Genomic DNA, 24,716 nt, shown 5'->3' with positions numbered 1-24,716 from the left:
TTGACCCCGATGTGCAGTCCCTGGAGGGCGATCAGCCCTTTCCGGGCGCCTCGCCGGGCGCCTCGGCGCTCCCCTCGCCGTGCGCCCTGTCGTTCGCCTTGCCGTTCGAGAAGGCGGCTCTCAGTTCGGGGTCCCGGATGCCCTGGACACCGCGTACGGCCACCGTCGTCAGGTAGGCGCGGTCGTCCCCGGCCGGGTTCGGTGCGAGCGAGCCGAGCAGCCGCTGGCCCGCGGGCGAGGCCCAGCGGGTGTACGGGTGGACCTCGAAGCGGGCGATGGCCAGACAGCCCAGGGTGAGGATCAGCGGCAGCGCGAACCAGACGGCCACGGAGCCGCCCTGGCCGTCCGGCGACATCAGCGCGGCGACGGCGCCGAGGCCGAGCACGGCGAGGGCGGCGGTCTTCACCTGGCGGACCGAGCCCGCGACGGTGGAGCGCGCGGCGTGCGGCACCGCGAGGCCGACGGCGACCAGGTGCTCGGCGAGGGCGCGTACGGAGTCGGCCGCGGCGGCCGAGGTGCGTATCGGCGCTATCCGCTCGGCGCCGGCCGGGGCGATCGCGCCGAGCACGGAGCGTTCCATCTCGTCGTGGCCGGTGGGGTCGACCACGGTGGCCCACCCGGTGTGCGCGAGCAGCAGCCGGCGCTGGCGGGCCATCGAGACCAGGGTGAGGTCGGCGACGCGATAGGGGCCGCCGGACAGGAACGCGGCCTCGTACAGGCTCAGCGCATGGCCGCGGCCCGGCCGCTCGGCCGCGCCGGCTCCGGCGGGCTCGGCGGCGCGGCTCGCGGCGAGGCAGAGCCGGACGCAGGAGGTGGCGGCGACGACCCACGCGACCATGAGGAGAGGGACCCAGAACATGGCGGAGTTTCTATGCGAAGTTGGCTGGTGAGCGCCATGGGTTGTTCACTATGCGGACACAACGTGATCGGTACGCAACGTTCCGTTTTTCAGGACCCCTTCCTCTCGCGGTCCTCTTTTCCCGCCCCCTTTCCATTTTGCTCCTTTTCTGAGCTTTGTGACCGTTCTTTCTCTTTGTCGGGGTTCGGCCGCGACGCCGCAGGCGGCAGCGAAAAGGTCGGCGACGGGGTGACCGCCACCGCGGACCCGGGCGAGTTCGTCGGGCCCGCCGGCGGCGGTGAACTGCCGGGCGGGCGCGGCCCGTTGGTCGCCGCGTCCTCGGCGATCGCGTCGAAGTCGACGAGCCCGGTCGCCTCCAGGACCGAGATGTGGTCAAGGACGGTCGTGTTCGCGTCGTCGGCGAGCTCGCGGACCAGTGAGTTGCGGGTGGTCGCCCGCACCTGGGCCACCACCGCGAAGACCCGGCCGTGCGCCAGGCGCAGGATGTTGGCGAACTTCTGGTTGTACGCGTCCCCGCGCGCCGCACTCAGTTCGTCGAGCCACCCGCGCTGCTGCTCATTGGGCTGGTTCGGCAGCTCCAGGCTGAGCTCGGCGGCGACCTCGCGCACCCGGGCGTCCAGGAAGGTGTGCCCCTCGACCAGGTGCCGCCCCGCCGTCTGGACGGCCTTGCTCGTACCGCGCTCCTGGGCCTGCTGGCCGGCCGGGAGCTCCCAGAGGCCCGCGAGTCTCACCTTGTTGATGAAATCGCGGTCGAGCGCGGACAGCGGACCGAAACGGGTCGACACCGTCTGGGCGTTGAGGGTGTCGAGGCCGGTGCCCGCGCGGTCGGCATAGGACCAGATCGGGAAGAGCAGGGCGGCCAGGGTCGCGGTGAGTCCCGCGACGATCAGACCGGTGCCGGTGAGGGATCGCATGGTGCCTCCTGGTGCACCGCCGCACGCCAGGGTCTGTCCGGCGGATCATGCCGGAGGCGCGGGCTCTGGCACGCACATCTGCGGCGTTGTCGTCGGTTGCCAACGCTCCGCGTTGTCGCCCTCCTCCGCCTTGCAGCTGCACGCGCCAGAGCCCGCTCAGCTGCACTCGTCGGGCGAGGCCAGCCACGTCCGGCCTGATCCGCCGGACAGACCCTAGTGCGCGCTGCGGGCGGGGTGGCGCCCAATGCGGGAGAGTACGTCAACTGCCGTACGCGCCCGACGTGTTGGACCCACCCTCGCAAGTCCGGAGGTCGCAGGTGTCAGGAGCTGCTGCCGCAGCTGGAGCCGCCTCCGCAGCTGGACGAGCTGCCGCCCCCGCAGGACGAGCCCCCCGAGCTGCCGCAGGACGAGCCTCCGCTGTCCCCGCTCCCGCCGGACGAGCTCCCGCACGAGGAGCCGCCGCAGGACGAGCCGCCGCATCCGCCGCCGCACCAGACGACCTCGGCGCCCGCTCCCGCGGCGTCCCCGGCCGCATGCACGGCCGCGTCCGACAGGGCGGAAGGATGCAGGCGTTGCCGTGCCGCCGGGCCCAACTGGGCCCGCAGTTCCGCGTCGTGGATGCCATTGATGCCGGCGAGGGCGACCCGGAGCACGGCACTCGGATGGTGGCCGTAGGCCGAGCGGTAGCGCCGCAGGGCGCTGCGGCCCGCGGGGGTGATCCGCCGTTTGGCCTTGACAGCGATCACGATGCTGGAGATGAAGCCCAGGAGGATCGCCGGGAACACCTTGGCGATCAATGGCAGTTCATCGGCGAGGTCGGTGTCGTCCGCGTACTGCAGCGCCGTCAGCACGACGGCCAGCGGCAGGCTCAGGAACGACAGCGCGAAGAGTCCGGCGGCCCAGCCGGGCACCGTGCCGGAGGAGCCCGGCCGCACCATCAGGCCGCGCTGGGCCAGGCCCTCGCCGATCGACTGCACCGCGCCCCGGCGCATCACACCGATGCGCAGCGTGTGCAGTGCGCCGTTCGGGGCGGCCGCGTGCACGTCGAACACCGCGGCCTCCACCTGGTTGCGGGCCTCGGGGCGCACCACTGCGACGATGCCGGGCCCCGCGATGCGCAGCCGCCCGTCCTCGTGCAGCCCCGCGATGGCGGAGTCCACCACCCGGCCGGGGCCGCCGCTCAGGAAGGCCGCCTCCAGCGGGTCGTACACCTCGGCAGGGCCCCTGAGGGTCGGCTGCGCCTGCCGGACGCTGCCGAGCGCCAGGCCGAGTGCCAGCACGGACCCGCCGATGACCAGGTAGTACGCGAGCGTCACGCCGTCCATCACGCACCCCCTCCACCCAGCGCCATCCGCACCTTGCGCGCGAGCCGGGCCACCGGCCCCCGCGGCAGCGGTGCCGGACCCGAGCGCTCCAGCCACCACTCGGTCAACTGCCGCCGCGCGCCCGGGTCTTCGGGCCTGTCGTCGAGCAGCAGATGCTCGGCGAAGTCCAGCGCGTCGCGCCGGTACCCGCCGGTCATGGGCCGCTCCTGCGCGTACGCGAAGAAGCTCGCGCGGTAGGAGTCCTTGAGGATCTCCGGCAGCTCGGGCGCCACCTTGGCCACGACGTCGGCCCGCTTGCCGGTCAGGGCCCGGCTCTGCACGGCGAGGCGTTGCCGGTCGAAGCCTTCCGGGACCGGGGTCCCGGCAACGAGTGCGGACAGCAAGGCCGTCTGGGCAAGGGCGAGGCGGGTACGGGCCTCTTGCGGCACCGCCGCGTCGTGCTCACGCCCGCCGGCCGGCTCGGCGTCGGGCTCCTCGAACGCCAGAGGTGCCGGTTCGGGTTCGACCACCGGGATCGGCGCCCCGGAAGGCCGACCCGCCGTGACCAACTCGGCCGCCGTGCGCTGGGCCGGGACCCGGGTGAGGCGGCCCATGCCGCGCAGCTCCCGCGCGACCTCCCCCTTCACCAGCGTCTGCCGGATCGACGTCAGCTCCCGCTCCAGCTCCCGCGGAGCGGGGAAGTTCTCGTCCCGTTCAAGGAGCACGCCGGGCGGTGTCGCCCGCGATGCCAGATCGGCCAGTACGTCGAGCACCTGCTGCGGCACCGGGTGCGCGTGGCTGTCGTGCCAGACCCCGTCCCGCTCGAACCCGCCCGCGACATGGACGTACGCGATCGCCTCGACCGGCAGCTCGTCCAGCGCCCGGGCCGGGTCCTCGCCCCGGTTGATGTGGTTCGTGTGGAGGTTGGCGACGTCGATGAGGAGACGTACGCCCGTACGCTCCACCAGCTCGGAGAGGAACTGCCCCTCGGTCATCTCCTCGCCCGGCCAGTTGATCAGCGCCGCGATGTTCTCCAGGGCGAGCGGCACCGGCAGCTGGTCCTGGGCGATCCGTACGTTCTCGCACAGCACGTCGAGCGCGTCCCGGGTGCGCGGCACGGGCAGCAGGTGCCCGGCCTCCAGGGCCGGTGACGCGGTGAGCGACCCGCCGGCGCGTACGAACGCGATGTGCTCGGTGACCAGCGGCGACCGAAGGAACTCGGCCCGCTCGGCGAGCGCCTTCAGCCGCTCCGGGTCGGGCCGCTCGGCGCCGCCGATGCCCAGCGAGACACCGTGCGGCACCACGGTCACCCCGCGCTCGCGCAGCCGCCGCAGCGAGTCCGGCAGATGGCCGGGACAGACGTTCTCCGCCACGACCTCGACCCAGTCGATGCCCGGCATGGCCTCGACCGCCTCGGCGATCTCCGGCCGCCAGCCGATCCCCGTCCCGAGGTGCGTCATGGTGTGCGTCATATGTCCCCCTCCTCACCGTGCATGGATCTGTACGGCACGACGCTGTGCGTGAAGTGGTCTTGGCCCCGGCGGAGGCCGTCGAACCCACTGAGGGGGACGTTCAGAGGTTCATTTGAGGTTTCAGGGCGCGGGGGCGCTGGAGGGAGAGGGCCGGGAGGTGAAGGACGTGTCGCCGCTGGGTGTGGCCGGGACCGGGCTCTGCGGGGACTTTCCGGACGGCGGCGCGGGGCCGGTCGGGCTGGCCGTGGTCTGCCCGGCCGCCTCCCGGGCGAGGGCGTCGAAGTCCACCCGGCCGGTGTTCTCGAGCATGGTGATGTGGTCGAGCACGGTCTGGTTGGCGTCGCTCGCGAGCTGCCGGACCAGCGAGTTGCGGGTGGTGTGCCGGATCTGGGCGACGAGCGCGAAGACCTTTCCGTGCGCGTTGCGCAGGATGTTCGCGAACTTCTCCTCGTACGTCGCCCCGCTCGCCTCGGTCAGTTCGCGGAGCCAGCCCTGCTGCTGGGCGGTCGGCTGGTTCGGCAGTTCCATGTTGAGCTGGGCGGCCACGGCGCGGACCCGCTGGTCGAGGTCGGTGTGGCCGGCCACGAGGTGGTCGCCGGCCTCCTTGACCGCCTTGGTCGGCGCGCGCTCGATGGCCTGCTGGCCGGCCGGGAGCTCCCACAGGCCCGCGAGTCTGACCTTGACCACCAGGTCGCGGTCGGCGGCGGTGAGCGGGCCCCACTGGGTGTTGACGGTGCCCGCGTCGACGTTGGCCTCGCCGGTCCCCGAGCGGTCGGCGTACGACCACACGGGGAAGGCGAGGGCGCCGAGCGTGGCGACGAGGGCCGCGATGAGGAGAGTCGTTCCGTTGACGCGTCGCAGCAAGGTGCCTCCCGGGAGCGGGCAACTGAACGGCCGTTCAGCGTACTTGGTGGTAGCCGTGACGGTCGACCGTATCCAGGGGTACGTACGGGAAGCATCAACTGTTCAGGGAGGCGTGGGAGTTCAGTGGGCGGCCGCGGTGTGCGGAGTCCAGTGGGGCTCGCGGCCGAGGAGGGTCAGTGTCTCCTCCATGGGTGTCGCGCTCGCGGGCGTCGGCCGGACGGGGGCGAAGGAGCCACTGGGGCCGCGGGTCTGCTCGTCCGCCGGAACGCGACGTGCCACCCGGAGGGCCGACTCCCATACGTCGTCCGGGAGTTGGACCTCGGTGTCCAGGGTGCGGGCGACATCCCAGGAGTGCACCGCGAGATCGAGGAAGTGGAACGACACGGCGACCCGGCCGGGGAAGGCGCGGCCCAGCTCGGGCAGGACGAACTCCCGCTCGGTGCCGCCCGCTTCGGCGAACGGCACGATGAGCGCCGCCACGGATTCCGTGTGGGCGAGCGCGGGATCGACGCGGATGTCCCGCACCCGCCAGTGCGCGGGCAGTCCGCCCTCGCCCCGTGCGGCGGCCGCGAAACCGTGGTTCTGCGCCGTCATGTGCGCGACGAGGTGGAGCAGGGTCCAGCCGGCGCAAGGGGTGGGCCGGTCCCAGACCTCCTTTCCGGCCGTGTCGGCGCCGCGTACGAGGCGGAGCGTTTCCGTTGCGGCGATGCGGTCGAGCTCGACGAAGTTCGTCATGCGTCCTCCAGGCGAACGAGGCCGTGCGGCCAGTCGGTTGTGCCGGTGAGCAGGGCGCGGGCCCGGAACCACACCGCGTCCGGATCGAAGTCCTCGGCCTCCCAGGTGAGGGCGCGCATCGTGCCGCGCCCCCGGTGGGCCCGTACGACTTCGATGTGGTCGGGGCGGCCCACGAACTCCTTGAGCGCGACCTCGTCGTTCCACACGCTCACCGACCCCGAGCGCCGGCCCGCCACGTCGGCCCACAGCCACATGCCGAGCGCGCCCGGAGTCCGGGGCCAGGTGCGGCGCAGGCGCAGTCCCGCGAGGGCTATCGCGGCCGCCTGCGGGTGGCTCGTCGCGGTGAAGTCGGTGACGCTCACGACGACGGGGCACAGGGACAGCGGTACGGGGCCGGAGCGCCAGCGGGAGCGCAGCAGTCGCGGGGGCGTGGGTCGATTGCTCATGCGGTGAGCATAAAACTAAACGATCGGTCGTGCTAGTTGTTTCTCGACTCGAAACGAGCTTCAACAGGCGTACGTATCAGGAGGTTTGGGGCACCAGTGCGGAATCCGTCGCCGTCGCGCGCAGCCTCGACGTGATGCCGGTCCGCGCCCGGTCGTACGGTGTCGTCTCCGAGTTCAGCAGCGAGTGCGCGTTGGCCGTCTCCATCAGCGCCACCAACTCGAAGGCCAGCTGCGCCGGATCGGTGTCGGCGTGCAGTTCGCCGGCCGTACGGGCATCGACCGCACACCCCTCCATGTACGCCATCCAAATGGCCAGCGACTGCACGAGGGCGTCGTGCACCGGGCCCTCACGGGCGTCGAACTCGGCCATCACCGCGGAGAAGAAGCAGCCCCCGGGAAACACCCGGCCCTGCGAATAGCGGAGCCAGCCCTCGCACAGGTGGGCAAGGCGCGCGACTCCGGCGGGGATGCCGTCCATCGGTGCGAGCACCTCGTCGGCGAAGATCCTCGACGCGGCCCGGATCGTGGCCAGTTGGAGCTCCTCCTTGGAGCCGAAAAGCGCGAACACCCCGCTCTTGCTCAGCCCGAGCTCGGTCGCGAGCCGTCCCACCGACAGGGCCTCAAGACCTTCGACCGAGGCGATGTCGACGGTGCGGCGCAGCACCAGACGGCGGGTGCGATTGCCCCGCTCGACCCGGCCGTCGACCCGTGGCGAGCTCATCGCCGCAGCGCCGGGTGGTCGGCGACGACCGTGCAGGAGCCCGGCGCGATCTCCGTGAAGCCCGCGTCGCGCACCACCGGCAGCCCGCTCGCGGTCAGCTCGCGCCAGTGCGCGGCGTCGGGTGTGCGCACGGCCAGCGGGAATCCGGCCTCGCGCCACTCCGTACGCTCCTCGTCGGACAGCTCCCACCAGGCGAGTTGGGCGCCGTGGCCGGCCTGCGCCATCGCCTTGCCGGCCGACATGTCGACATCGGGGCTCATCCAGAGCACCGGCCGGGTGCGGTCGGCCGCGACGGGCGGCTCAGGGTCGTCGAGGTCGGTGCCCGACACCTGCAGCTTGGCCAGCTCCTTGGGCCAGCCGTCGAGCGGCACCGGCGGGAAGACCCGCACCTCGGCGGACTTGCCGGTGACCGTGATCCCCGGCAGCGCGGCCGCCTTGCGCCACTCGGCGCCGCGCGCCCTGCGCACCACCTTGCGGATCCGGGCGTCCTGCCAGTCGCGCATCGTCTGCGCCCACTCGCCGTCCCCGTTCGACCGGTCGTCGCTGAGCATCACCAGGACGGCGCGGGCCGCCGTCTCCAGGGCGTCGGTGCGGGCCGGGGGCGCGGTCTTCTCCAGGTGGACCACCAGCGGCAGCACGTACTGCGGCGCCTCGTCGCGCGAGACGTTCTCGTGCCGGAAGGGGCTGTCCGGAACGGCCTCGGGGTCGGAGGGGCTGGCGGGGCCGGAGGGGATGGCGGGGCCGACGGGCTCGACGGGGTCGGTGGGCTCGGCGGGGTCCGCGGGGGAGTTCAGGCTGCTCACCCGTCCCAGTCTGCCAGCACGGCGAGCACGTCCGGGAGGCCCCGGGTTCCGGACGTACCCGCCGGGCGGGGCACGGCAGGGTGGTGCCCCGCCCGCCGCGAGATATCAGCCCTGGCCCCCTGCGGCGACAGCCCTACTTCCCCGCGGCGACCGTCAGCCTCCCCTTGCGGAGCGTCAGCACCCGGTCGGACTCCGCCGCGACCTGCTGGGAATGGGTCACCACGACCACGCACTTGCGCTGCTCGTGGGCGAGCTCCTGGAAGATGCGGATGATCCCCTGCGCGGTGTCCTCGTCCAGGTTTCCGGTCGGCTCGTCCGCGAAGAGGACGTCGACGTCGCAGGCGAGCGCGCGGGCGATGGCGACCCGCTGCTGCTGGCCGCCGCTGAGCCGCAGCACATTGCTGCGCGCCATCTCCTCGTCGAGGCCGACCTTCTCCAGGATCTCCAGGGCCCGGGCCCTGCGGCCGCCGCTCGCCGGCCTCGTACCGGTGATCTCCATGGCGGTGGTGACGTTCTGCAGCGCGGTCATGTACGTGAGCAGGTTGTACTGCTGGAAGATCGTCGCGGCATGCCGGTTGCGATAGCGGCCGAGGCCGATCTCCGCGAGGTCCCGGCCGTCGAAGCGGATGGTGCCCTTCGTCGGCTCGTCCAGGCCGCTGGCCAGGCTGAGGAGGGTGGTCTTCCCGCTGCCGGAGGGGCCGAGGATCGTGTAGAACGTGCCGCGTTCCAGGTCGAGATCGATCTGCTTGAGCACGGTCGTGCGGCGGCGCTGCCCCGTGTAGGTGTGGCTGACGCCGGTCAGTCGCAGCGCCGGGTGGCCGGTGCTGGGGGTCTGGTCGATGGTGCTGGTCATCGGGGTCACTTGCCCTTCGTGAGGATCGTCTTGGGGTTCAGGCGCAGCACGCTCGCGGCGGGCAGCGCGGTGGCGAGCAGGCCGATGCCGAGGCCGACGCCGGCGACGGTGGCGAGGGCCGCCGGATCGAGCCGTACGGTGAGGTTGCCGATGGGGTCGATGCCCTCGACCGGCGCGTCGGCGGGGTCGATCCCTTCGCCCAGGCCGGTCGAGCCGGGCGCCGGCGGCTGCCAGGCGTCGGCCTTCGCCTTGGCCTCGGCGGCCTCGCTGCCGAGGAGGCTGTTGCCCGCCCGCTGGGTGAGCGCCTCGGTGAACAGGGAGCTGAGCCCCACGGCGAGCGCCGCCACGACCACGATCTCGGCGAGCTGCTGACCGACCAGCTTCCAGCGCTTCTCGCCGAGCGCGAGCAGTACGCCGAACTCCTTGCGCCGCTGCTTCACGGCGAGCGCGGTGAGCAGGGCGAGCACGGCCGCGCCCGCGATGCCGATCAGCCACATCGCGACCCGGGTCGTCGAGGAGATGCTGTTGACGGGCCCGGTCAGCTGACGGACGGCCTTGTCGTTGATGTCGAGCTTGAACGAGTCGAGCGCGGAGCCGGCCGTGTCCTTCGCCAGCTTCTTGAACTTGTCCAGGTCGTCCGGGTTGTTGAGGAGGAAGGAGCCCGCGCCGACCTTGAGATCGCCGCCCTTGCCGTCCTCCGGGTTGAGCGTGTTCAGGCTGCCGATCGAGGCCACCAGACCGTTGCCGGGCAGGTAGTTGTACTCGGGGTTCGGCTGGTCGGTCGGGGCCGGGTCGCGGTAGATCCCGGCGATGGTGAACTCGGCCTTGTCCTTGCTCTTCGGGTCGTTGGCGCCGAGCTTGATCCGGTCGCCTACCTTCAGCTTGTTGAGCTTGGCGAGACGTTCCTCGACGAGGACCTTGGACGCGTCCTTGTCGTCGGGTGTGATGTGCCCGCCCGACACCAACTCGGCCTTCCCGTCCTTGAATTCAGGAAGCAGCGACGAGTCGAGCACACCCCGCGCGATGGTGTATCCGGAGCCCTCCGCGGCCATCGGATCGGGCTTGCTGCCGACCACCGGCTTGATGCCGCCCGTGAGACGCGCGCCGTTGACGTACGTGTAGTTGTACGTCCGTACGAGGGGCGACTTGCCCATCTTGTCGAGCGTGGCCGCGCTGATGGACGGGGCGCTGAGCTGCTGCTCGCCACCACCCCCGGCGCCCATGTCCATCTTGCCCAGGTCCATGCTCAGGCCGACCTCCGCGCCGACCTTCCGCTTGGCCTCCTGCCCGGCCCGTGCGGCGGCGTCGCCGATGAGGACCCCGGCGAGCACCATCGTCGTGACGACGAGGAACGTGGCGAGCAGGATCAGGGTCTTGCCCTTGCGCGACCAGAGACTCAGGGTCGCGCGCTTGAGGAAATTCATGGTGGCCTTCGGTTGCTCGATGTCGGGAGGGGGCGGTTGCTCGGTGTCGGCAGGTGGCGGGTCGAACCGGCTCGGAAGTCGGTCCGCCCGTACGGCGGTTACTCGGATGCGGTGAGGATGGAGCGGGGGTGCAGACGGAGAATCCCGATGCCCGGGACGACCGTGGCGACCAGCGAGATGCCGAGCCCGACCCCGGCGACCCGGCCGGCGTCGGCGCCCGTCAGCCGGAACTCGGCGGGCCTGGGCGCCTCGGCCTGCCAGGCCCGGCTCGCGGAGTCCGTACGCGGCGAGTCGACCAGCGCGTCGCCCATCGGCTGGGCCAGGGCCAGGCCGCACAGCGCGGCAAGTCCCAGCGCCGGCACGGCGACCGCGGCGACCTCCACGGTGTGCTGCCCGATGAGCCGCCACTTCTTCTCGCCCAGGGAGAGCAGCACCCCCAGCTCGTCGCGCCGCTCCCGGATGGTGAGCAGCACGATCAGACCGAGCACCACGGCACCGGCGAACGAGATCAGCCAGACGACGATGTCCGCGAAGACACCGATCCGCTGGATGGGCCGGACCTGGTCCTCGTACGCCTTGGAATTGACGTCGAACCGGAAGGGCCCCTTGCCGAGGACCTTCCTGGCCTCGCCCCTCAACTGTTCTGCATGGTCAGGTGACTTGACCTTGAACAGGGCCTCTTCGAGCGGGGCGGCCGGATCGAGGGCGGACACCGCCCGGCGGGGTGCGTAGATCTGATGCGCGGGGTTGTCCCGCACCGGCACCCAGCGCAACGGCTCCGGCGCAGGATCCTCGAACAGCCCGACGACCTCGAAGATCTCCTTGCGCCTGCCGTCCGGGGAGGCGAGCTCGATCCTGTCGCCGACCTTGACCTTGTTGAGCCCGGCCAGGCGCTGCTCCACGACGGCCACCTTGCGTCCCGCGTCCCGCGCCGTGATGCCCCGGCCGTCCACGATCTTCTTGCGGCCCACCGCGAAGTCGAGCAGCAGATCCGACTCGCGTACGCCGGTGAGCCGCAGGTCGCCGTCGCCCGGCCTGCCGCGCACCCCCTCGGGTCGGGGCGCCCGCGGCGGCAGGGGAGACAGGCCGGCCGGCCTGCTTCCGCTCTCCACCAGCGCGTTGTAGCGCTGCACCAGCGGCGAGCGGCCGAGCCGGTCCGCCGCCGCGGGCGTCAGCTCGTCGCCCTTCACGGTGGCGTCCACGCCGATCCGGCGCCGGGCGTCGGCCTCCTGCCGCGCGGTGCCGTCGCGCAGCACGAAGCCGCCGGTCAGCAGGGTGCAGATGACGAGGAAGATGCCGAACAACAGCGCCGTCTTCCCCTTGCGGGCACGCAGGCTCAGAGCCGCGCGCTTGACGAAGTTCATGGGACAGAACAAGACCAGGGAGGCCTTTGCAGGGAGATAAGGCCGGGAGCCCGATCCCGACGCCGTCCTTATGTGCGTGTAATCGAGGGCCTGATTCCCTGAGGCAATCAAGGGTCGGATTCCCGGATCATCCGGACTTTCTCCCCGGAATCCGGAAGTGATTGGGATACAAGGAACGCCATGAGGCTTTGGGATACGAGGAACGCCATGAGGCTTGTGGAAACGTCATGAGGGTCCTGCTCGCGGAGGACCACCACGTGCTCGCCCGCACCATCGCCACGGGACTGCGCCGCGAGGCCATCGCCGTCGACCTGGCCGTGTCCGGCGACGCCGCCGAGCGCCTCGCGCTGCTCAACGACTACGACGTGGTCGTCCTCGACCGGGACCTGCCGGTGATGACCGGCGACGAGGTGTGCCGCAGGCTGCGCGAGCTGGCGGACCCGCCCCGCATCCTGATGCTCACGGCCGCCGGTGCCGTCGAGGACAAGGTGTACGGCCTCACCGACCTCGGCGCCGACGACTACCTCGCCAAGCCCTTCGACTTCGCCGAACTCGTCGCCCGCATCCGGGCGTTGAGCCGCCGCGTGCCCGCCCTGCCGCCCTCGGTCCTGCGGCACGAGGGCATCGCCCTGGACCGGGCCCGCCGCGAGGTCCGGGTGGACGGGCGGCCCGTCGAGCTCACCGCCAAGGAGTTCGCCGTACTGCAACTGCTCATGGAGGCACGCGGCGCCCCCGTACCGCACAAGGAGCTGATCCGGCGGATCTGGGACGAGCATCTCGACCCGCGGACCAGCGCGGTGCGCGCCACCGTGAGCCGGCTGCGCACCAAGCTCGGCGGCCCCGATGTCATCGCCGCCGACGCCGGCGAGGGGTACCGCCTGTGCTGACGGCCGCCCGGGCCCGGGCCGCACTGCGCGGGCGGCTCGCCCGGATCCCCTTCCGGGCCCGCCTCGCCGCGGCCTTCGGCGGGCTCTTCCTGCTCGCCGGGGCGGGGCTGCTCGGCCTGGTCGTGCTCCTCGCCCGGCGCGGCATCACCCAGCGCCTCGACGCCATCGAGGTGTCCGGCGGCGACGCGCAGCCCGGGGACGGGCAGTCCATGTCGCCCACGGAGCCGAGTCCGTCGGCCGCATCGACCGCACCCGACGCGGGAGTCACGGTGCCCTCCGGCGACGGGATCGCCCTGCGCAAGGTCGTCCTCAACGCCGCCCAGAGCGTCTCGGACACCGCCGTGCAGCAGATCGTGCTCTGGTCCGGCATCGGCCTGCTGATCATGACCGCGCTGTCCGCGCTGCTCGGCTGGTGGCTGGCCGGCCGCGCGCTGCGGCCCGTCGCCGCCGTGACCGACGCCGCCCGCAGCATCAGCGAGCAGAACCTGCACGAACGGCTGCGCCTCACCGGCCCCGACGACGAACTGCACCGCCTCGCCGACACCTTCGACACCATGCTGGACCGCCTGGAGAAGTCCTTCGACAGCCAGCGCCGCTTCGTCGCGAACGCCTCGCACGAGCTGCGCACCCCGCTCTCCGTGCAGCGCGCCCTGCTCGAAGTCGGCCTCGCCGACCCGCTGCCGCCCGGTCTCGCCGACGTACGCGAAGACCTCCTGACCTCCAACCGCGACGCCGAACGCCTCCTGAGCGCCCTGCTCCTGCTGGCCCGCAGCGACCGCGGCCTGGCGGAGACCGACCCCCTGGAAGCCACCGACCTCGCCGCCCTCGCCCGCCAGACGGTGGGCGAACTCCGCCCGTCGGCCGAACGCGAAGGCATCGAACTCACCCTGGACGTACGCCCCTTGGAACTGGACGGAGACCCGGTCCTCCTCCGCCACCTGCTCACCAACCTCGTCCGCAACGCCATCCAGTACAACGAGCCGGACGGCCACGTCCACGTCACGATCACCGGCCGGACCCTCACCGTCACCAACACCGGACACCCACTGGCCGACGACCAACTGGCCCGCCTCTTCGAGCCGTTCCAGCGCCTGGGCCAGGAACGGACCGCGACGGAGGGGCACGGCCTGGGGCTCTCCATCGTGCGCTCGATCGCCGCTGCTCACGGCGCCACGGTCACGGCCGAGCCCGGCACCCCGGGAGGCCTCACCGTGCGCGTCGACTTCCTCGGTGACCGGTGGTTCCGGGAGCGCTAACCGAAAGTCTGCCCTTCCATATCCGAAGGTCTCTTGGCGTTGTCAGTGGCAGGCGCGAGGATGCAGGCATGAAGAGCGATCTGTTTGCGGCACAGCACATGGCGCAGCCGGCCACGGTGCCGGGAATGAGCCTGCAGAACTCCAAGTCGATCAGGTACGTGGTGAACGGCGAAATGCTCGCCCGCCAGGGCGCGATGATCGCCTACCGCGGCAGTCTGCAGTTCGAGCGCAAGGGTCAGGGCATAGGCGGCATGCTCAAGCGTGCCGTCACGGGGGAGGGGCTGCCGCTGATGGCCGTGCGCGGCCAGGGCGAGGCGTGGTTCGCGCAGGAGGCCGCCAACTGCTTCATCGTCGAGGTCGAGCCGGGCGACTCGCTCACCATCAACGGGCGGAACGTCCTGTGCTTCGACCCGACCCTGTCGTACGAGATAAAGACGGTGAAGGGCGCGGGCATGACCGGCGGAGGCCTGTTCAACAGCGTCTTCACCGGACACGGCCAGCTCGCCGTGATCTGTGAGGGCGACCCGATCGTCATCCCCGTCAGCCAGCAGTATCCGGTGTACGTCGACACGGACGCGGTCGTCGGCTGGACCAGCCAGCTGCACACCTCGCTGCACCGCTCGCAGAGCGTCGGCTCGATGCTGCGCGGCGGCTCCGGCGAGGCGGTCCAGCTGATGCTGCAGGGTGAGGGCTATGTGATCGTCCGGCCGAGCGAGGCCACCCCGACCAAGCCCGCGCAGAGTTGAGGTCCGGCACAACCGGCCTCGTTCTGCGACTCGACGGCGTGGGCCGCCGGTACGGCATCGGCGGCCCCTGGGTCCTGCGCGGAGTCGGCCTCGACGTGCCCGCGGGGGCGCTGCTGCGGTGCACCGGCACCAATGGCAGCGGGAAGTCGACGCTGCTCAGGGTGGTCGCGGGGATCGACGCGCCCAGCGCGGGCAAGGTGCTCGGGCGGCCGCGCACGGCCTACGTCCCGGAACGCTTCCCGGCCGCCCTGCCGTTCACGGCGGCGGGGTATCTGGTCCACCTGGGCCGCATCCACGGGCTGTCGCGGTCCGTCGCCTCGGCCAGGGCGGACCAGTGGCTGGAGAGGTTCGGGGCGGACGGCCATGCGGGTACGCCGCTGACCGAGCTGTCCAAGGGCACCAGCCAGAAGGTCGCCGTGGCCCAGGCGCTGCTCGCCGAGCCGGAGTTGCTGGTCCTGGACGAGGCCTGGACGGGCCTCGACACGGCCGCCCGGGCGGAGCTCGACCGGGCGGTGGCCGAGCGGGTCGCGGCGGGCGGGGCGGTGCTCTTCGTCGACCACGATCCGCGCCGGCTCGCGGGGCTGGAGGACGCGGTGTACCGGGTGGCGGGGGACGCGCTGGTACGGGATGCCGGGCCGGCCGGGTCCGCCTCCGTGGCCGAGGCGGGACCTTGCGTCCTGATCGAGGCCGAAGGGCCGCCCGGGGTGGCGCTGCCCGCAGGACTGCCGGGGCAGGTGGCGGCCGACCTGGACGAGGCGGGCGTGGCCCGGCTGACGGTGCCCGAGGCCCAGTCGGACGTGGTGCTGCGGGTGTTGCTGGGGGCGCGGCCGGGGTGGCATGTGCGCCGGGTCGTCGAGGTGGCGGGTTCCTCGCCGGGGACGGCGAGCGTCCCCTCCGATACGTCTACGTCAGGTGTGTGATGAACGCTCTGCTCCAGTACCAGGCGGGGCTGCTCCTGCGATCTCAGCGCTGGCTGCCGCCCGTGCTCCTGTACGGCATCTTCATCGCCGTCGGAGCGCAGGCCGGGGACCCGATTCTGGACTCCCTCGGATACGCGGCCGCCGCGTTGTTGCCCGTCACGGCCTGGCTGGTCCGGCTCTGCGCCACCCAGGAGCCGCCCGCGGCCCGGCACTGCGCGGCCGCCGCGACGAGCCCGGCGCGGGTCCATCTCGCCTGCCTGGGCGTGGCGTTGGGCTTCGCGGGTGCGCTGGGCCTGGCCGGTACGGCGGTCGTCAGCGCGATGAGCGACGCGGCCAGCGCGGACCACCGGGTGGCCGTGCCGGTGGTGCCCGCGGTCGGGGCGGGGGTGGCCGCGGCCCTGGTGTGCGCGCTGACGGGGGCGGCGGTGGGGGCGCTGTTCACCTGGCCGGTGATCCGCAGCACGGGCTGGTCGCTCGCCCTGACCGCGCTGGGGGCGCTGCTCGCCCTGGTGGTCACCGGATCGCCCGCGCAGGCGGCGGTGGAGGGGCTGATCGGCGGCTCACAGACCGGCGCCGTCACGGTGCCGGTGCTGGGGCTGCTCGGGGCCGTCGCGCTGGCCGGCGTGGTGTGGGGGCTGGCGGGCGGGGTGGCTTCGCGGCGGGGGTAGGAGCGGGGCCCGGGCGGGCAGCAGACCGGGCACAGCGGTGTCAGCCCGAGCAGGCCGTGCGCTGTGCCTCCTGCCATTCGCAGACCGGGCACAGCGTCGCGCCCTTCGTCGACTCGGGGTACTCCGTGGGCTCCCGGCACAGCACGCACTCCGCGTACGGCGGCCCCGCGGCGGTCGGCGGGGCCGGGGTCGGCGACGTACTCGCGCAGTGGTCCCCGTCGCCGCCGGTGTCCTCGGATCTGTCCATGCCGCCAGCCTAACTCCGGCCGGCCGACGCCCCGATCAGCTCCGAGACGCGGGCGAAGCGGTAGCCGCGGGCGCGCAGCTTCGGGACGATCGTGCGGATGGCCCGCTCGGTGACGGGGGCCGCGCTGCGGGTGCAGTGCAGCACCACGACCGAGCCGGGGCGCACGCCGCGCAGGACCTCTTCGGCCACCGCGTTCGCGTCCGTCGCGAAGGCGTCGCCGCTGACCACGTCCCACTGGACGGCGGTGACGCCCGCCGGGGCGATCGAGCGCAGGGCGGCGGAGTTGTAACAGCCGCCGGGGAAGCGGAAGTAGGGCACCGGATTCGTGACCCCCGCCTTGCGGAGGGCGGTGAAGGCGCGCTCCACGTCGTCGCGCATCCGGTCCGGGGCGACCGTGGGCAGGCCGTAGCAGCGCGAGGTGTAGGCGTAGTGGCTGTACGAGTGGTTGGCGACCTCGAAGAGCGGGTCCGCGCCGATCGACTTCGCCTGGTCGGGGTACTGCTCGGCCCAGCGGCCCGTCATGAACACCGTGGCCGGAACCTTCAGGCGGCGCAGGGTGGCGATCAGCGCGGGGTTGTCGAAGCGTTCGCCGGCCGCGGCGCGGGGGCCCTGGTCCGCGGTCATGTCGGCGTCGAAGGTCAGCGCGACCGTCTTGGCGTCGCGGCGGCCGCTCTTGAAGACGGGGGCGAGGCCGGCGGGGCCGGGAGCGAGGGTGGCGGGGCGGGGTTTGGAGGCCTTGGCGGGGGCGTTGCGCGCCGGCTGGGGTGGGGTGGTTGTGCCGCAGGCGGCGAGGGTGGCGGCTGCGGTGGCCACGGCGGTGAGGGCGGCGAGTCTCCGGGCGAGGGTGATCACGTCGGGACCATAACGTCGTATTACCGGCATTTCTTTTCCCCACCCCGCCCCTTCCCGTAATTCTGCGAAGCTTTCCGCCCTTCGGGCGGTGTCCTCAAACGCCGGACGGGCTGATTCATCGAGCTCGGCCTCGATGAATCAGCCCGTCCGGCGTTTGAGGACAATCTTTGAAGCCGTCCGCAGGCCCGCGGCGCCAGCCGCCAATGTCACAGTCGGGAAGGGGCAGGGTGGGGTGAAAGAATCCCTACTCGGCCCAGACCTTTCGCCGCTCCCCCAGCGGGTCCTCCGCCACCCGAGGCGCAGCATCGAGGATCATCGTCGGACGGGCCGAAGGCTCGAACTCCGGCCACTCGGGCAGGAGTTCATGAGAAGGCCGCCCGTGCCGGGCGAAGTGCGCCCAGGCCCCGCTCATCGCCGAGGCCAACCCCCGCGGCGGCTCGTCCCCGAGCAGGGCCGAGAAGCCGGGCGTATCGAGGACGTCGAAGACGTACGGGATGTCCAACGTATGGGCCGACCCGAGCACACCGCCGAGCACCGGCGTGGGCCAGCGGAACATATAGGACCAGGCCCGCCCACCCCCGGCCACCTGCGCCTCGAGCAGCGCATCCGTCGGCGCCCGGAACAGCTGGTCCGTGATCAGCGCACCGAGCCGCGCCGTGGCCGCCCCGTCGCCCGAGCCCTCGTGCGCCTCGTACACCGCACGCGCCCGCGCGCCCCGCTCCGGCGAGGGAAAGGCGGCGGTCAGCGCGGCGTCGAAGGCCTCGGGTGGCACGGGCGGGGCGAGGGCGGTGAACAGGCGGCCCTCGTGCTCGTTCGTGCCGGCAAGGACCGGGATGTGCGCGCACGACCCGTTGCGCAGTGCCTGGATCGGCGGCAGCGGGAGCACCGTCCCGTCGACGACCGGCGCGAGCGGGAGGTCGAGGCCGTGCCGCGCCACCAACTCCTCCTGCGCCGCGAGGAGTTGCGCGGGCGAGGCGGTCCGCACATCGGCCTCGGCCGCGTCGTCGCCCGCGCGCTCGCGCAGGATCCCCGCGTACTCCCGGGCGATCGCCGCCGCCCGCTGCACGTCCAGCACTCCCCGCGGCGGCGGGCTCTGCAGGATGGCGCGATGCAGGAGCGGGCGCGCCGCGGGGGCGCCGAGCAGCATCGCGGCGCTGCCGCCGCCCGCGGACTCGCCGAACACCGTGACCGACTCAGGGTCGCCGCCGAAGTGCGCGATGTTGTCCCGCACCCAGGCCAGCGCCGCGATCTGGTCCTGCAGACCGAGGTTGGCACAGTCCGCGTAGTCGTCGCCGAGCAGCTCGGGAACGTACAGCCAACCAAGCGCGCCTATGCGGTAGTTGAGCGACACGACGACCACGTCCTGGCGCTCGGCGAGGCGGGCGCCGTCCGTCCAGGGCTGGGTGCCCCAGCCCTGGATGTAGCCGCCGCCGTGGATCCAGACCATGACCGGGCGGCGGCCCGACCTGGCGGGCGTCCACACGTTCACCGTGAGGCTGCCCGCCTCGTCGGTGGCCACGGGCTCGACGCCGACCACGCCTTCGAGCAGGAAGTCGGGCCCCTGCGGCGGCGCGGGGGACGCGGCCGTGCAGTCGCGTACGCCCTCCCAGGAGTCGGGCTTGGCGGGCGGCCTGAAGCGCGCGGCGCCGACCGGATCGGCGGCGTACGGGATCCCGAGATAGCGGTGCACCGCGCCGACGCGCGTGCCGCGCACCTGGCCGCCCGTGGTGAGGGTCGTGGGGGAGGAGGTGACCGGCGTGCTCATACCCAACCGTCCAGGGAGTCCATGAAGGCGTCGAAGTCGTCGCGGTGGATGCAGTGGCCCGCGCCGTCGACCGTACGTACGTCGAAACCGCGCGCCGAGAGTTCGGCCTTGAGCGGCTCCGGCACCACCGGGCTGGGGTCGGCGACCTGCACCAGGGACGGCACCACGGGCTCGGCGGGGATGTGGTCGACGGCGCCGGGGCCGGAGAGGGCGTGCGCGGTCTCCTCGTCCCATACGGCGAGACCGGCGAGCTCTACGTCGATGTCGGCGGCGTCCCAGCGGGGGTTGAAGCTCTGGATCATCGCCCGGGACGCCCGCTTGAACTCCTTGAACATCGCCGGCTCGACGGGCAGCGACTCCCGCCACTGCCCCAGCGCCCAGGCCGGGTCCGAGTACACCGCCCGCGCGGGCGCGAGCCGTTCGGCGGCCAGCGACAGGGCGAGCCCGCCGAGCGAGTGCCCGAGCGCGAGCTCCGCGCCGGCCGGCAGCGTGTCGACCAGGTCGTCCGCGAACAGCTCCGGCGCGTACGCGCCACGCCCGCTCGCGCCGTGCCCGCGCAGGTCGACGCCGATGACCCGGTAGCCCCGGTCCGCGAGCGCCGGGCCGAGCCGCCGCCAAGTCCGGTGGTCGGACATCAGCCCGTGGATCAGGACGGCGATCCGGTCGCCGCTGCCCCACTCGTGGGTGTGCAACTGCATGGTGGTGCCTTTCTGTTCGTACTCTTCGTACGTCTGCTGCTCGTACTGTTCGTACGTGTGCCGCCTGCGCCGGCCCGACGGTCAGCGCACGCCGCGGATCGGGCGCACCGCGAGCGCGCCCAGCATGGCAAGCACCGCTCCGGCCAGGAACAGCGCGGTGTAGCCGCCGGAGACCGAGACGATCACCGAGGCCACGAAGGGCGCGAGGATCTGCGGTCCCGCGTTCGCCATGTTGAGGACGCCCAGGTCGCGCGCGGCGTCGTCGGCGCTCGGCAGAATCATCGAGACGAGCGCGTTGTCGACGGCCATGAAGCAGCCGAAACCAAGGCCGTTGAGGGCGGCGAAGGCGATCATCGCGGGCCAGGTCGGGGAGATCGCCGGGATGAGGAGCGAGAGCGCGGAGATCGCGGCCGAGACGCCGACGAACAGCTTGCGGCGGTCGAAGCGGTCGGAGAGCAGGCCGCCGACGACCGTCGACACGGCCATCGCGAGCGCGGAGACCGGCGTGATGACGGCGACCGCCTCGGTGGGGGACAGGCCCTTCGGCAGGTCGACGTGGTCCTGCAGGATGTAGAGCTGGTAGCCGAAGACGCAGAAGTAGCCGAGCACCAGCAGCGCGCGCCCGATGAACGCCCACCGGAAGTCATGGCTGCGCAGCGCGCTCAGGAGCGCCGTGAGCTGTGCCTTGAACGGCACGGGTGCGGGCGCGGGCCGCTTCTCCTCGCGGGTGCAGGAGGAGAACAGCACGGCCGAGACGGCGACGATCGCGCCGAGCACCAGATACCCGGTCGAGAGGTGGTCCGCGAAGGCCGAGCCGAGGACGGCGCCGAGCGTCGAGCCGACCGGCAGTCCCAGGCCGACGGCCGCGGACGCCTTGCCGCGGGCGGAGAGCGGCACCCGGTCCGGGACGACCGAGGTGAGGGCGGCCTGGAAGACGTTCATCACCGCCTGGCCCAGACACCAGGCGATCACCACGAGCAGCACGGTGTGCACGCTGCCGAGCAGCGCCATCGCGCCGACCGCGGCGAGACCGCCGCCCAGGATCCACGGATTGCGCCGCCCGGTGCGGTCCGAGAGCGCGCCCGCGATCGGGTTGAAGAGCGTCGCGAAGATCGCGCTGATGCCGCTGACGAGGCCGAGCAGGGCCACCTTGTCGGCCTTGTCGATGTGCTCGATCTGCAGCGGGAGCAGTACGCCGCCGACGCCTATGTAGAGCGTGTACATGGCGCTGTTGCCGAGGAACAGCAGGGGCAGGAGGCCGCGTGGGGAGCGGCTCGCGCCGGCGGTCGTGCCGGGGGTGGTGTCGGCGGCCGACTGCGGCGGTTGGTCCTGGCGAGCGGAAAGGGCCACGGTGCCCTCCTCCTCGGGAGGTCGGTCGCGATGACCGAGAAATGACGATGGGGATGGAGAGGAAATGCAGGTGGGGTTGGGGACGGCGAGGGAGATGGACACGTGTCAGCCGAGGCGGGTGACCCTAAGGGAGTGACACGTGTAACCGGATGTCTAGCACCCGTTCCCGGCCCCGCACCAGACCCGTGATGAAAGAGATGCCTGTGAAAGGATCACGGCACGATGAAGGACAACCCGAAGGTCGGCCCCAGGGGCGGAGCCACCCCGCCCACCAGCGCCGCCGTCGCCCGTCGCGCCGGGGTCTCCCGCGCCACGGTCAGCTACGTCCTCAACGGCCAGGCCGCCGGCCGGGTCAGCGATGCCACCCAGGCCAAGGTCAGGGCGGCCGCGGCCGACCTCGGCTACGTCCCGCACGCCGCCGCCCGCACCCTGCGCTCCGGCCACAGCGATCTCGTCCTGCTCGCGGTCGCCGCCGATGTGGTCCCCGCCGTCGGCCCGCTCTTCGCCGCCTTCCTCGCCGAGTTCCAGACCGCCCTGTCCGAGCGCGGCCACACCGTCGTGCTGCACGGCACGGGCGGCGGCCGCACCCCCGAGGACGCCGCCCGCGCCTGGGCCGAACTGCGTCCCGCCGCCGTCGTCACCGTCGCCGGTACGCCGCTGAGCGCGTCCTCCGTCCAACTCCTCACCCGCGCCGGGGTGTCGGCCGTCCTCGCCTACGGGGCCCCGGCCGTTCCCGGCGCCCACTCCGTCGCCATGGACCAGGGCGAGGTCGGCGCCGTGGCCGCGGCCCACCTCCTCGCGAGCGGCCGGCGCGCGCTGGGCGTGGTCACGCCGGTCGAGCGGGGCCTGCACCTGTTCAGCGAGCCCCGCCTTGCGGGCGTACGGGCCGCCGCCGCGGCCTTCCCGGGGGCGCGGGTCGTGCCGCTGGAGCTCGCCTACACCGAGGAGTCGGCCGTCGAACTGGCCTCGTGCTGGCGGCAGTTGGGGCTCGACGCGGTGTTCGCGTACAACGACGAGTACGCGATGCTCCTGCTGCGCGCCCTGCAGGACGCCGGGATCGAGGTGCCCGGCGAGACCGCGGTGGTGGGCGCGGACGACCTGCTCCTCGCCCGGCTCGTGCGGCCCCGGCTCACGAGTGTGCGGATGCGGATGCCGGGCGGGGCTCAGGCGGCGGAGCTGGTGGCCCGGCTGATCCGTGAGCCCGGGGTGGCGGCGGGGGTGCACGGGGTGTCTTCGGCGCAGTTGGTGGTGCGGGAGTCGAGCGGCTGAGTTGCCGCCTGCCCTGTTTTCCGGGATTGCCCATGTGATCCACTCCCGGGCTGCCCAGAGATCCGCATACCGCCTGCGCGACCCCTAGTCAGGCATGGTTACACGTGTCAGTATCCGGGGCCGAAGGACGGCGACCCTCGTCCGCGTCCCGGCCGTCCCGGAATCCGAAAGGCCCGTTGGCATGCCTCGAACCCTGCTGTCCCCACCCGAGTCGCCCTCGACCGCACCGGGCGACCCTCAACCGGCGGTCCCGCGCGGCTCGTTGATGCTCGCGCTCGCGGTGGGGGCGCTGCTGGTGCCCTTGCTCCTCGGTCTGGTGATCCGCGGCGATGTGCGCCGCCCGCCGTTCCAGGGGCTCGACGACACGTGGCTGCGCTGGATGGGCGGACCGCACGACGGGGTGCCGCAGGCCTTGGCCTCCGGGCTGAACTGGTTCGGCGGCCCCAACGGCGCGCTCGTCACGCTGGGTCTGCTTGTTCTGCTCCTGGTGCTGCGGCGGTGGCGGGCGGCGCTGTTCCTGTTGGTGACGGTGCTCGCGACGCAGGTCGCGGTGCAGGGGCTCAAGCACCTAGTGGACCGGCCGCGTCCCGCGCATCCCCTGGTCCAGGTCGACCACGGCTCGTTCCCTTCGGGGCATGCGGCGACGATGGCCATGACGGTGGTCGTGCTGATCGCCCTCTTCGGGCCGGCGGCGGGTGCCTCTCGGCGCTGGTGGTGGGGAGTTGGGCTGGTGCTGACGCTGGGGATGATGTGGAGCCGGACGTGGCTGCAGGCGCACTGGCTTTCGGACACGGTGGTGGGGGCGTTGACCGGGGGCGGGGTTGCGTGCCTTGTGTGGTGGGTGGGGCTGCGGTTGGGTGGGGCCCCGCGTTCTGGTCAGGCCCGCCTTCGGTGAGGTCGCGGGGGCGCTGCCCCCGGGCCCCCGGTCCTCGCCGGACGGGCTGTCTTTTGCCCCTCCCCGCCCCTTCCCGTAAGACTGCCGTCGGCTTGAGAGGATTGTCCTCAAACGCCGGACGGGCTGAATTGTCGAGCCTCGGTCGGGTGGCGATGACTTTGCGGGTCCCAGGGAGTCTTCCCTGGGACCCGACCCGTTCGACGACCCGCTCGCCACGACCCGTGAAGGTGGACCGATGACCGACCTGCGCGCCAGCCAGCCCCACATCCTCCAGCCCTACGTGGACTCCGGGGCGCTGCCCGGTGCGGTCACGCTTGTCGCGCGGGGTGACCACGTCGACGTACGGGCCGTGGGTGCGGCGGATGCCGAGGGTGGTGTCCCGATGGGCAGGGACACGATCTTCCGGATCGCCTCCGTCAGCAAACCCGTCACGGCCGCCGCGGCCATGGTGCTGGTCGACGACGGCCTGATCGCGCCGGGCGATCCCGTCGCCCGCTGGCTGCCCGAGCTCGCCGCGCCGCAGGTGGTCCGCGTCCCGGAAGGGCCCGTCGACGACGTGGTGCCGGCCGGGCGGGCGATCACCGTGGAGGACCTGCTCACGTTCCGCGCCGGGTACGGATTCCCGTCCGACTTCTCACTCCCGGCGGTCCAACTCCTGTTCAGCCGGGGCGTCCAGGGCGGTCTGGAGCCGCAGGCACTGGCGGCCCCGGACGAGTGGATGGCCGAGCTGGCCCGTATCCCGCTGGTGTACCAGCCGGGCGAGGCCTGGCTGTACAACACCTGCTCCGACGTCCTGGGCGTGCTGATCGAGCGCGTCGCCGGGCGGCCGCTGCCGGAGTTCCTGGCGGAGCGGCTGTTCGAGCCGTTGGGCATGGGGGACACCGCGTTCGACGTACCGGTGGCGAAGCGCGACCGCTTCACCAGCCTCTATCAGCCGGACGCGGCCGGTGGCCTCCGACGGACCGATGCCCCCGACGGCCAGTGGGCCGCCGCGCCGAAGTTCGCCTCCGGCGCGGGCGGACTCGTCTCGACGGCCGACGATCTGCTCGCCTTCGCCCGGCTGCTGCTCGCGGAGGGGACGACCCCGCAGGGCCGTCGCCTCCTGTCGGCCGAGGCGGTCCGCCGTATGACCACCGACCAGCTCACCAAGGCCCAACGCGAGGCCAGTGACCTGTTCCTGGAGGGCCAGGGCTGGGGCTACGGCGGCTCGGTGGACGTCGAGACCACCCACCCGTGGAGCGTGCCCGGCCGGTACGGCTGGGTCGGCGGCAGCGGCACCACCTGGCACCTCACCCCGTCCACCGGCACGGTCGCGATCCTGCTCACCCAGGTGGCGATGACCGGCCCCACCCCGCCGGCCGTGATGACGGACTTCTGGCGGTACGCGGCCGGGGTCTGAGCCCG

Annotated in this window: 25 protein-coding genes; 8 read left to right on the top strand and 17 right to left on the bottom strand. The window is 72.5% G+C overall.

The annotated features are described in order from the left end of the window. Positions 1 to 31: 31 nt before the first annotated feature. The 12 genes from OG430_RS13005 to OG430_RS12950 all read right to left on the bottom strand — a co-directional run bounded on the left by OG430_RS13005 (position 32) and on the right by OG430_RS12950 (position 11,759). Positions 32 to 859, bottom strand: a complete 828-nt coding sequence (locus tag OG430_RS13005; protein WP_327352633.1) for a TIGR04222 domain-containing membrane protein — start codon at positions 857 to 859, stop codon at positions 32 to 34. Positions 860 to 948: 89 nt separating this feature from the next. After that, positions 949 to 1,773: a DUF4142 domain-containing protein gene (locus OG430_RS13000; protein ID WP_327352632.1), complete on the bottom strand. Its 825-nt coding sequence runs from the start codon at positions 1,771 to 1,773 to the stop codon at positions 949 to 951. Positions 1,774 to 2,093: 320 nt separating this feature from the next. After that, the gene (locus tag OG430_RS12995; protein ID WP_327352631.1) at positions 2,094 to 3,098 is read right to left on the bottom strand and encodes a TIGR04222 domain-containing membrane protein; all 1,005 of its coding nucleotides are present in this window, start codon (positions 3,096 to 3,098) and stop codon (positions 2,094 to 2,096) included. Further along, positions 3,098 to 4,537, bottom strand: coding sequence for a DUF692 domain-containing protein (locus OG430_RS12990; protein ID WP_327359071.1), 1,440 nt, complete (start codon positions 4,535 to 4,537; stop codon positions 3,098 to 3,100). Before OG430_RS12990 ends, OG430_RS12995 begins: the two co-directional genes overlap by 1 nt. 132 nt (positions 4,538 to 4,669) lie before the next feature. After that, positions 4,670 to 5,410 (bottom strand): DUF4142 domain-containing protein, encoded by a 741-nt coding sequence (locus OG430_RS12985; protein WP_327359070.1) that lies wholly within the window; start codon positions 5,408 to 5,410, stop codon positions 4,670 to 4,672. A gap of 123 nt (positions 5,411 to 5,533) precedes the next feature. Continuing rightward, the gene (locus OG430_RS12980) at positions 5,534 to 6,148 is read right to left on the bottom strand and encodes a TIGR03086 family metal-binding protein (protein WP_327352630.1); all 615 of its coding nucleotides are present in this window, start codon (positions 6,146 to 6,148) and stop codon (positions 5,534 to 5,536) included. Then, complete coding sequence (locus OG430_RS12975) at positions 6,145 to 6,594, bottom strand: hypothetical protein (RefSeq protein WP_327352629.1); 450 nt, start codon at positions 6,592 to 6,594, stop codon at positions 6,145 to 6,147. Before OG430_RS12975 ends, OG430_RS12980 begins: the two co-directional genes overlap by 4 nt. A 76-nt stretch (positions 6,595 to 6,670) precedes the next feature. Beyond that, entirely contained in the window at positions 6,671 to 7,315 is a 645-nt protein-coding gene (locus OG430_RS12970) for a TetR/AcrR family transcriptional regulator (RefSeq protein WP_327352628.1), read from the bottom strand. Next, positions 7,312 to 8,049, bottom strand: coding sequence for an aminoacyl-tRNA hydrolase (locus OG430_RS12965; protein WP_327359069.1), 738 nt, complete (start codon positions 8,047 to 8,049; stop codon positions 7,312 to 7,314). Before OG430_RS12965 ends, OG430_RS12970 begins: the two co-directional genes overlap by 4 nt. 202 nt (positions 8,050 to 8,251) lie before the next feature. After that, positions 8,252 to 8,971 carry an ABC transporter ATP-binding protein gene (locus OG430_RS12960; protein WP_327352627.1) on the bottom strand — a complete coding sequence of 240 codons (720 nt, stop codon included), beginning with the start codon at positions 8,969 to 8,971 and terminating at the stop codon, positions 8,252 to 8,254. 5 nt (positions 8,972 to 8,976) lie between these two features. Continuing rightward, a complete protein-coding gene (locus OG430_RS12955) occupies positions 8,977 to 10,395 on the bottom strand; it encodes an ABC transporter permease (RefSeq protein ID WP_327352626.1) in 1,419 nt (472 codons plus the stop codon). A 98-nt stretch (positions 10,396 to 10,493) separates the two neighbouring features. Next, complete coding sequence (locus OG430_RS12950) at positions 10,494 to 11,759, bottom strand: ABC transporter permease (protein ID WP_327352625.1); 1,266 nt, start codon at positions 11,757 to 11,759, stop codon at positions 10,494 to 10,496. 227 nt (positions 11,760 to 11,986) lie between these two features. Between OG430_RS12950 and OG430_RS12945 the strand changes: the two genes are divergently transcribed. The 5 genes from OG430_RS12945 (at position 11,987) to OG430_RS12925 (ending at position 16,236) form a co-directional block, all read left to right on the top strand. Next, positions 11,987 to 12,646, top strand: a complete 660-nt coding sequence (locus OG430_RS12945; protein ID WP_327352624.1) for a response regulator transcription factor — start codon at positions 11,987 to 11,989, stop codon at positions 12,644 to 12,646. Beyond that, the gene (locus OG430_RS12940) at positions 12,640 to 13,902 is read left to right on the top strand and encodes a sensor histidine kinase (protein ID WP_327352623.1); all 1,263 of its coding nucleotides are present in this window, start codon (positions 12,640 to 12,642) and stop codon (positions 13,900 to 13,902) included. The genes OG430_RS12945 and OG430_RS12940 overlap by 7 nt, the downstream gene beginning before the upstream one ends. Positions 13,903 to 13,970: 68 nt before the next feature. After that, positions 13,971 to 14,648 (top strand): AIM24 family protein, encoded by a 678-nt coding sequence (locus tag OG430_RS12935; RefSeq protein ID WP_327352622.1) that lies wholly within the window; start codon positions 13,971 to 13,973, stop codon positions 14,646 to 14,648. A 23-nt stretch (positions 14,649 to 14,671) separates the two neighbouring features. Continuing rightward, positions 14,672 to 15,568: an ABC transporter ATP-binding protein gene (locus OG430_RS12930; RefSeq protein WP_327359068.1), complete on the top strand. Its 897-nt coding sequence runs from the start codon at positions 14,672 to 14,674 to the stop codon at positions 15,566 to 15,568. After that, entirely contained in the window at positions 15,568 to 16,236 is a 669-nt protein-coding gene (locus OG430_RS12925) for an ABC transporter (protein ID WP_327352621.1), read from the top strand. The genes OG430_RS12930 and OG430_RS12925 overlap by 1 nt, the downstream gene beginning before the upstream one ends. Positions 16,237 to 16,276: 40 nt before the next feature. On the opposite strand, the gene OG430_RS12920 is transcribed toward OG430_RS12925, so the two are convergent. The 5 genes from OG430_RS12920 to OG430_RS12900 all read right to left on the bottom strand — a co-directional run bounded on the left by OG430_RS12920 (position 16,277) and on the right by OG430_RS12900 (position 21,148). Next, entirely contained in the window at positions 16,277 to 16,483 is a 207-nt protein-coding gene (locus OG430_RS12920) for a hypothetical protein (protein WP_327352620.1), read from the bottom strand. A 9-nt stretch (positions 16,484 to 16,492) separates the two neighbouring features. Next, entirely contained in the window at positions 16,493 to 17,335 is an 843-nt protein-coding gene (locus OG430_RS12915; RefSeq protein WP_327352619.1) for a polysaccharide deacetylase family protein, read from the bottom strand. Positions 17,336 to 17,579: 244 nt separating this feature from the next. Beyond that, entirely contained in the window at positions 17,580 to 19,100 is a 1,521-nt protein-coding gene (locus tag OG430_RS12910; RefSeq protein ID WP_327352618.1) for a carboxylesterase/lipase family protein, read from the bottom strand. Further along, the gene (locus OG430_RS12905) at positions 19,097 to 19,798 is read right to left on the bottom strand and encodes an alpha/beta fold hydrolase (RefSeq protein ID WP_327352617.1); all 702 of its coding nucleotides are present in this window, start codon (positions 19,796 to 19,798) and stop codon (positions 19,097 to 19,099) included. Before OG430_RS12905 ends, OG430_RS12910 begins: the two co-directional genes overlap by 4 nt. 81 nt (positions 19,799 to 19,879) lie before the next feature. Further along, positions 19,880 to 21,148: an MFS transporter gene (locus tag OG430_RS12900; RefSeq protein WP_327352616.1), complete on the bottom strand. Its 1,269-nt coding sequence runs from the start codon at positions 21,146 to 21,148 to the stop codon at positions 19,880 to 19,882. 222 nt (positions 21,149 to 21,370) lie between these two features. On the opposite strand from OG430_RS12900, the gene OG430_RS12895 reads away from it, so the two are divergent. The 3 genes from OG430_RS12895 to OG430_RS12885 all read left to right on the top strand — a co-directional run bounded on the left by OG430_RS12895 (position 21,371) and on the right by OG430_RS12885 (position 24,711). Next, on the top strand, positions 21,371 to 22,417 hold the full coding sequence (locus OG430_RS12895) for a LacI family DNA-binding transcriptional regulator (RefSeq protein WP_327352615.1): 1,047 nt from the start codon (positions 21,371 to 21,373) through the stop codon (positions 22,415 to 22,417). A gap of 181 nt (positions 22,418 to 22,598) precedes the next feature. Further along, entirely contained in the window at positions 22,599 to 23,312 is a 714-nt protein-coding gene (locus OG430_RS12890) for a phosphatase PAP2 family protein (protein ID WP_327352614.1), read from the top strand. A 235-nt stretch (positions 23,313 to 23,547) separates the two neighbouring features. After that, positions 23,548 to 24,711 carry a serine hydrolase domain-containing protein gene (locus OG430_RS12885; protein ID WP_327352613.1) on the top strand — a complete coding sequence of 388 codons (1,164 nt, stop codon included), beginning with the start codon at positions 23,548 to 23,550 and terminating at the stop codon, positions 24,709 to 24,711. The last annotated feature ends 5 nt before the right edge of the window (positions 24,712 to 24,716 follow it).

This window comes from Streptomyces sp. NBC_01304 (genome assembly GCF_035975855.1).
Lineage (GTDB): Bacteria > Actinomycetota > Actinomycetes > Streptomycetales > Streptomycetaceae > Streptomyces.
The sequence above is the reverse complement of the archived record's forward strand: the minus strand, read 5'-3'. Positions and strand labels throughout refer to the sequence as shown.

Excerpts from the sequence above, each read along its gene's own strand:
- OG430_RS12970 (WP_327352628.1), bottom strand. The coding sequence starts at position 7,315 with ATGAGCTCGCCACGGGTCGACGGCCGGGTCGAGCGGGGCAATCGCACC.
- OG430_RS12945 (WP_327352624.1), top strand. The coding sequence starts at position 11,987 with ATGAGGGTCCTGCTCGCGGAGGACCACCACGTGCTCGCCCGCACCATC.
- OG430_RS12920 (WP_327352620.1), bottom strand. The coding sequence starts at position 16,483 with ATGGACAGATCCGAGGACACCGGCGGCGACGGGGACCACTGCGCGAGT.
- OG430_RS12990 (WP_327359071.1), bottom strand. The coding sequence starts at position 4,537 with ATGACGCACCTCGGGACGGGGATCGGCTGGCGGCCGGAGATCGCCGAG.
- OG430_RS12995 (WP_327352631.1), bottom strand. The coding sequence starts at position 3,098 with ATGGACGGCGTGACGCTCGCGTACTACCTGGTCATCGGCGGGTCCGTG.
- OG430_RS12910 (WP_327352618.1), bottom strand. The coding sequence starts at position 19,100 with ATGAGCACGCCGGTCACCTCCTCCCCCACGACCCTCACCACGGGCGGC.
- OG430_RS12950 (WP_327352625.1), bottom strand. The coding sequence starts at position 11,759 with ATGAACTTCGTCAAGCGCGCGGCTCTGAGCCTGCGTGCCCGCAAGGGG.
- OG430_RS12935 (WP_327352622.1), top strand. The coding sequence starts at position 13,971 with ATGAAGAGCGATCTGTTTGCGGCACAGCACATGGCGCAGCCGGCCACG.
- OG430_RS12960 (WP_327352627.1), bottom strand. The coding sequence starts at position 8,971 with ATGACCAGCACCATCGACCAGACCCCCAGCACCGGCCACCCGGCGCTG.
- OG430_RS13000 (WP_327352632.1), bottom strand. The coding sequence starts at position 1,773 with ATGCGATCCCTCACCGGCACCGGTCTGATCGTCGCGGGACTCACCGCG.
- OG430_RS12975 (WP_327352629.1), bottom strand. The coding sequence starts at position 6,594 with ATGAGCAATCGACCCACGCCCCCGCGACTGCTGCGCTCCCGCTGGCGC.
- OG430_RS12890 (WP_327352614.1), top strand. The coding sequence starts at position 22,599 with ATGCCTCGAACCCTGCTGTCCCCACCCGAGTCGCCCTCGACCGCACCG.
- OG430_RS12885 (WP_327352613.1), top strand. The coding sequence starts at position 23,548 with ATGACCGACCTGCGCGCCAGCCAGCCCCACATCCTCCAGCCCTACGTG.
- OG430_RS12980 (WP_327352630.1), bottom strand. The coding sequence starts at position 6,148 with ATGACGAACTTCGTCGAGCTCGACCGCATCGCCGCAACGGAAACGCTC.
- OG430_RS12905 (WP_327352617.1), bottom strand. The coding sequence starts at position 19,798 with ATGCAGTTGCACACCCACGAGTGGGGCAGCGGCGACCGGATCGCCGTC.
- OG430_RS12895 (WP_327352615.1), top strand. The coding sequence starts at position 21,371 with ATGAAGGACAACCCGAAGGTCGGCCCCAGGGGCGGAGCCACCCCGCCC.
- OG430_RS13005 (WP_327352633.1), bottom strand. The coding sequence starts at position 859 with ATGTTCTGGGTCCCTCTCCTCATGGTCGCGTGGGTCGTCGCCGCCACC.
- OG430_RS12925 (WP_327352621.1), top strand. The coding sequence starts at position 15,568 with ATGAACGCTCTGCTCCAGTACCAGGCGGGGCTGCTCCTGCGATCTCAG.
- OG430_RS12955 (WP_327352626.1), bottom strand. The coding sequence starts at position 10,395 with ATGAATTTCCTCAAGCGCGCGACCCTGAGTCTCTGGTCGCGCAAGGGC.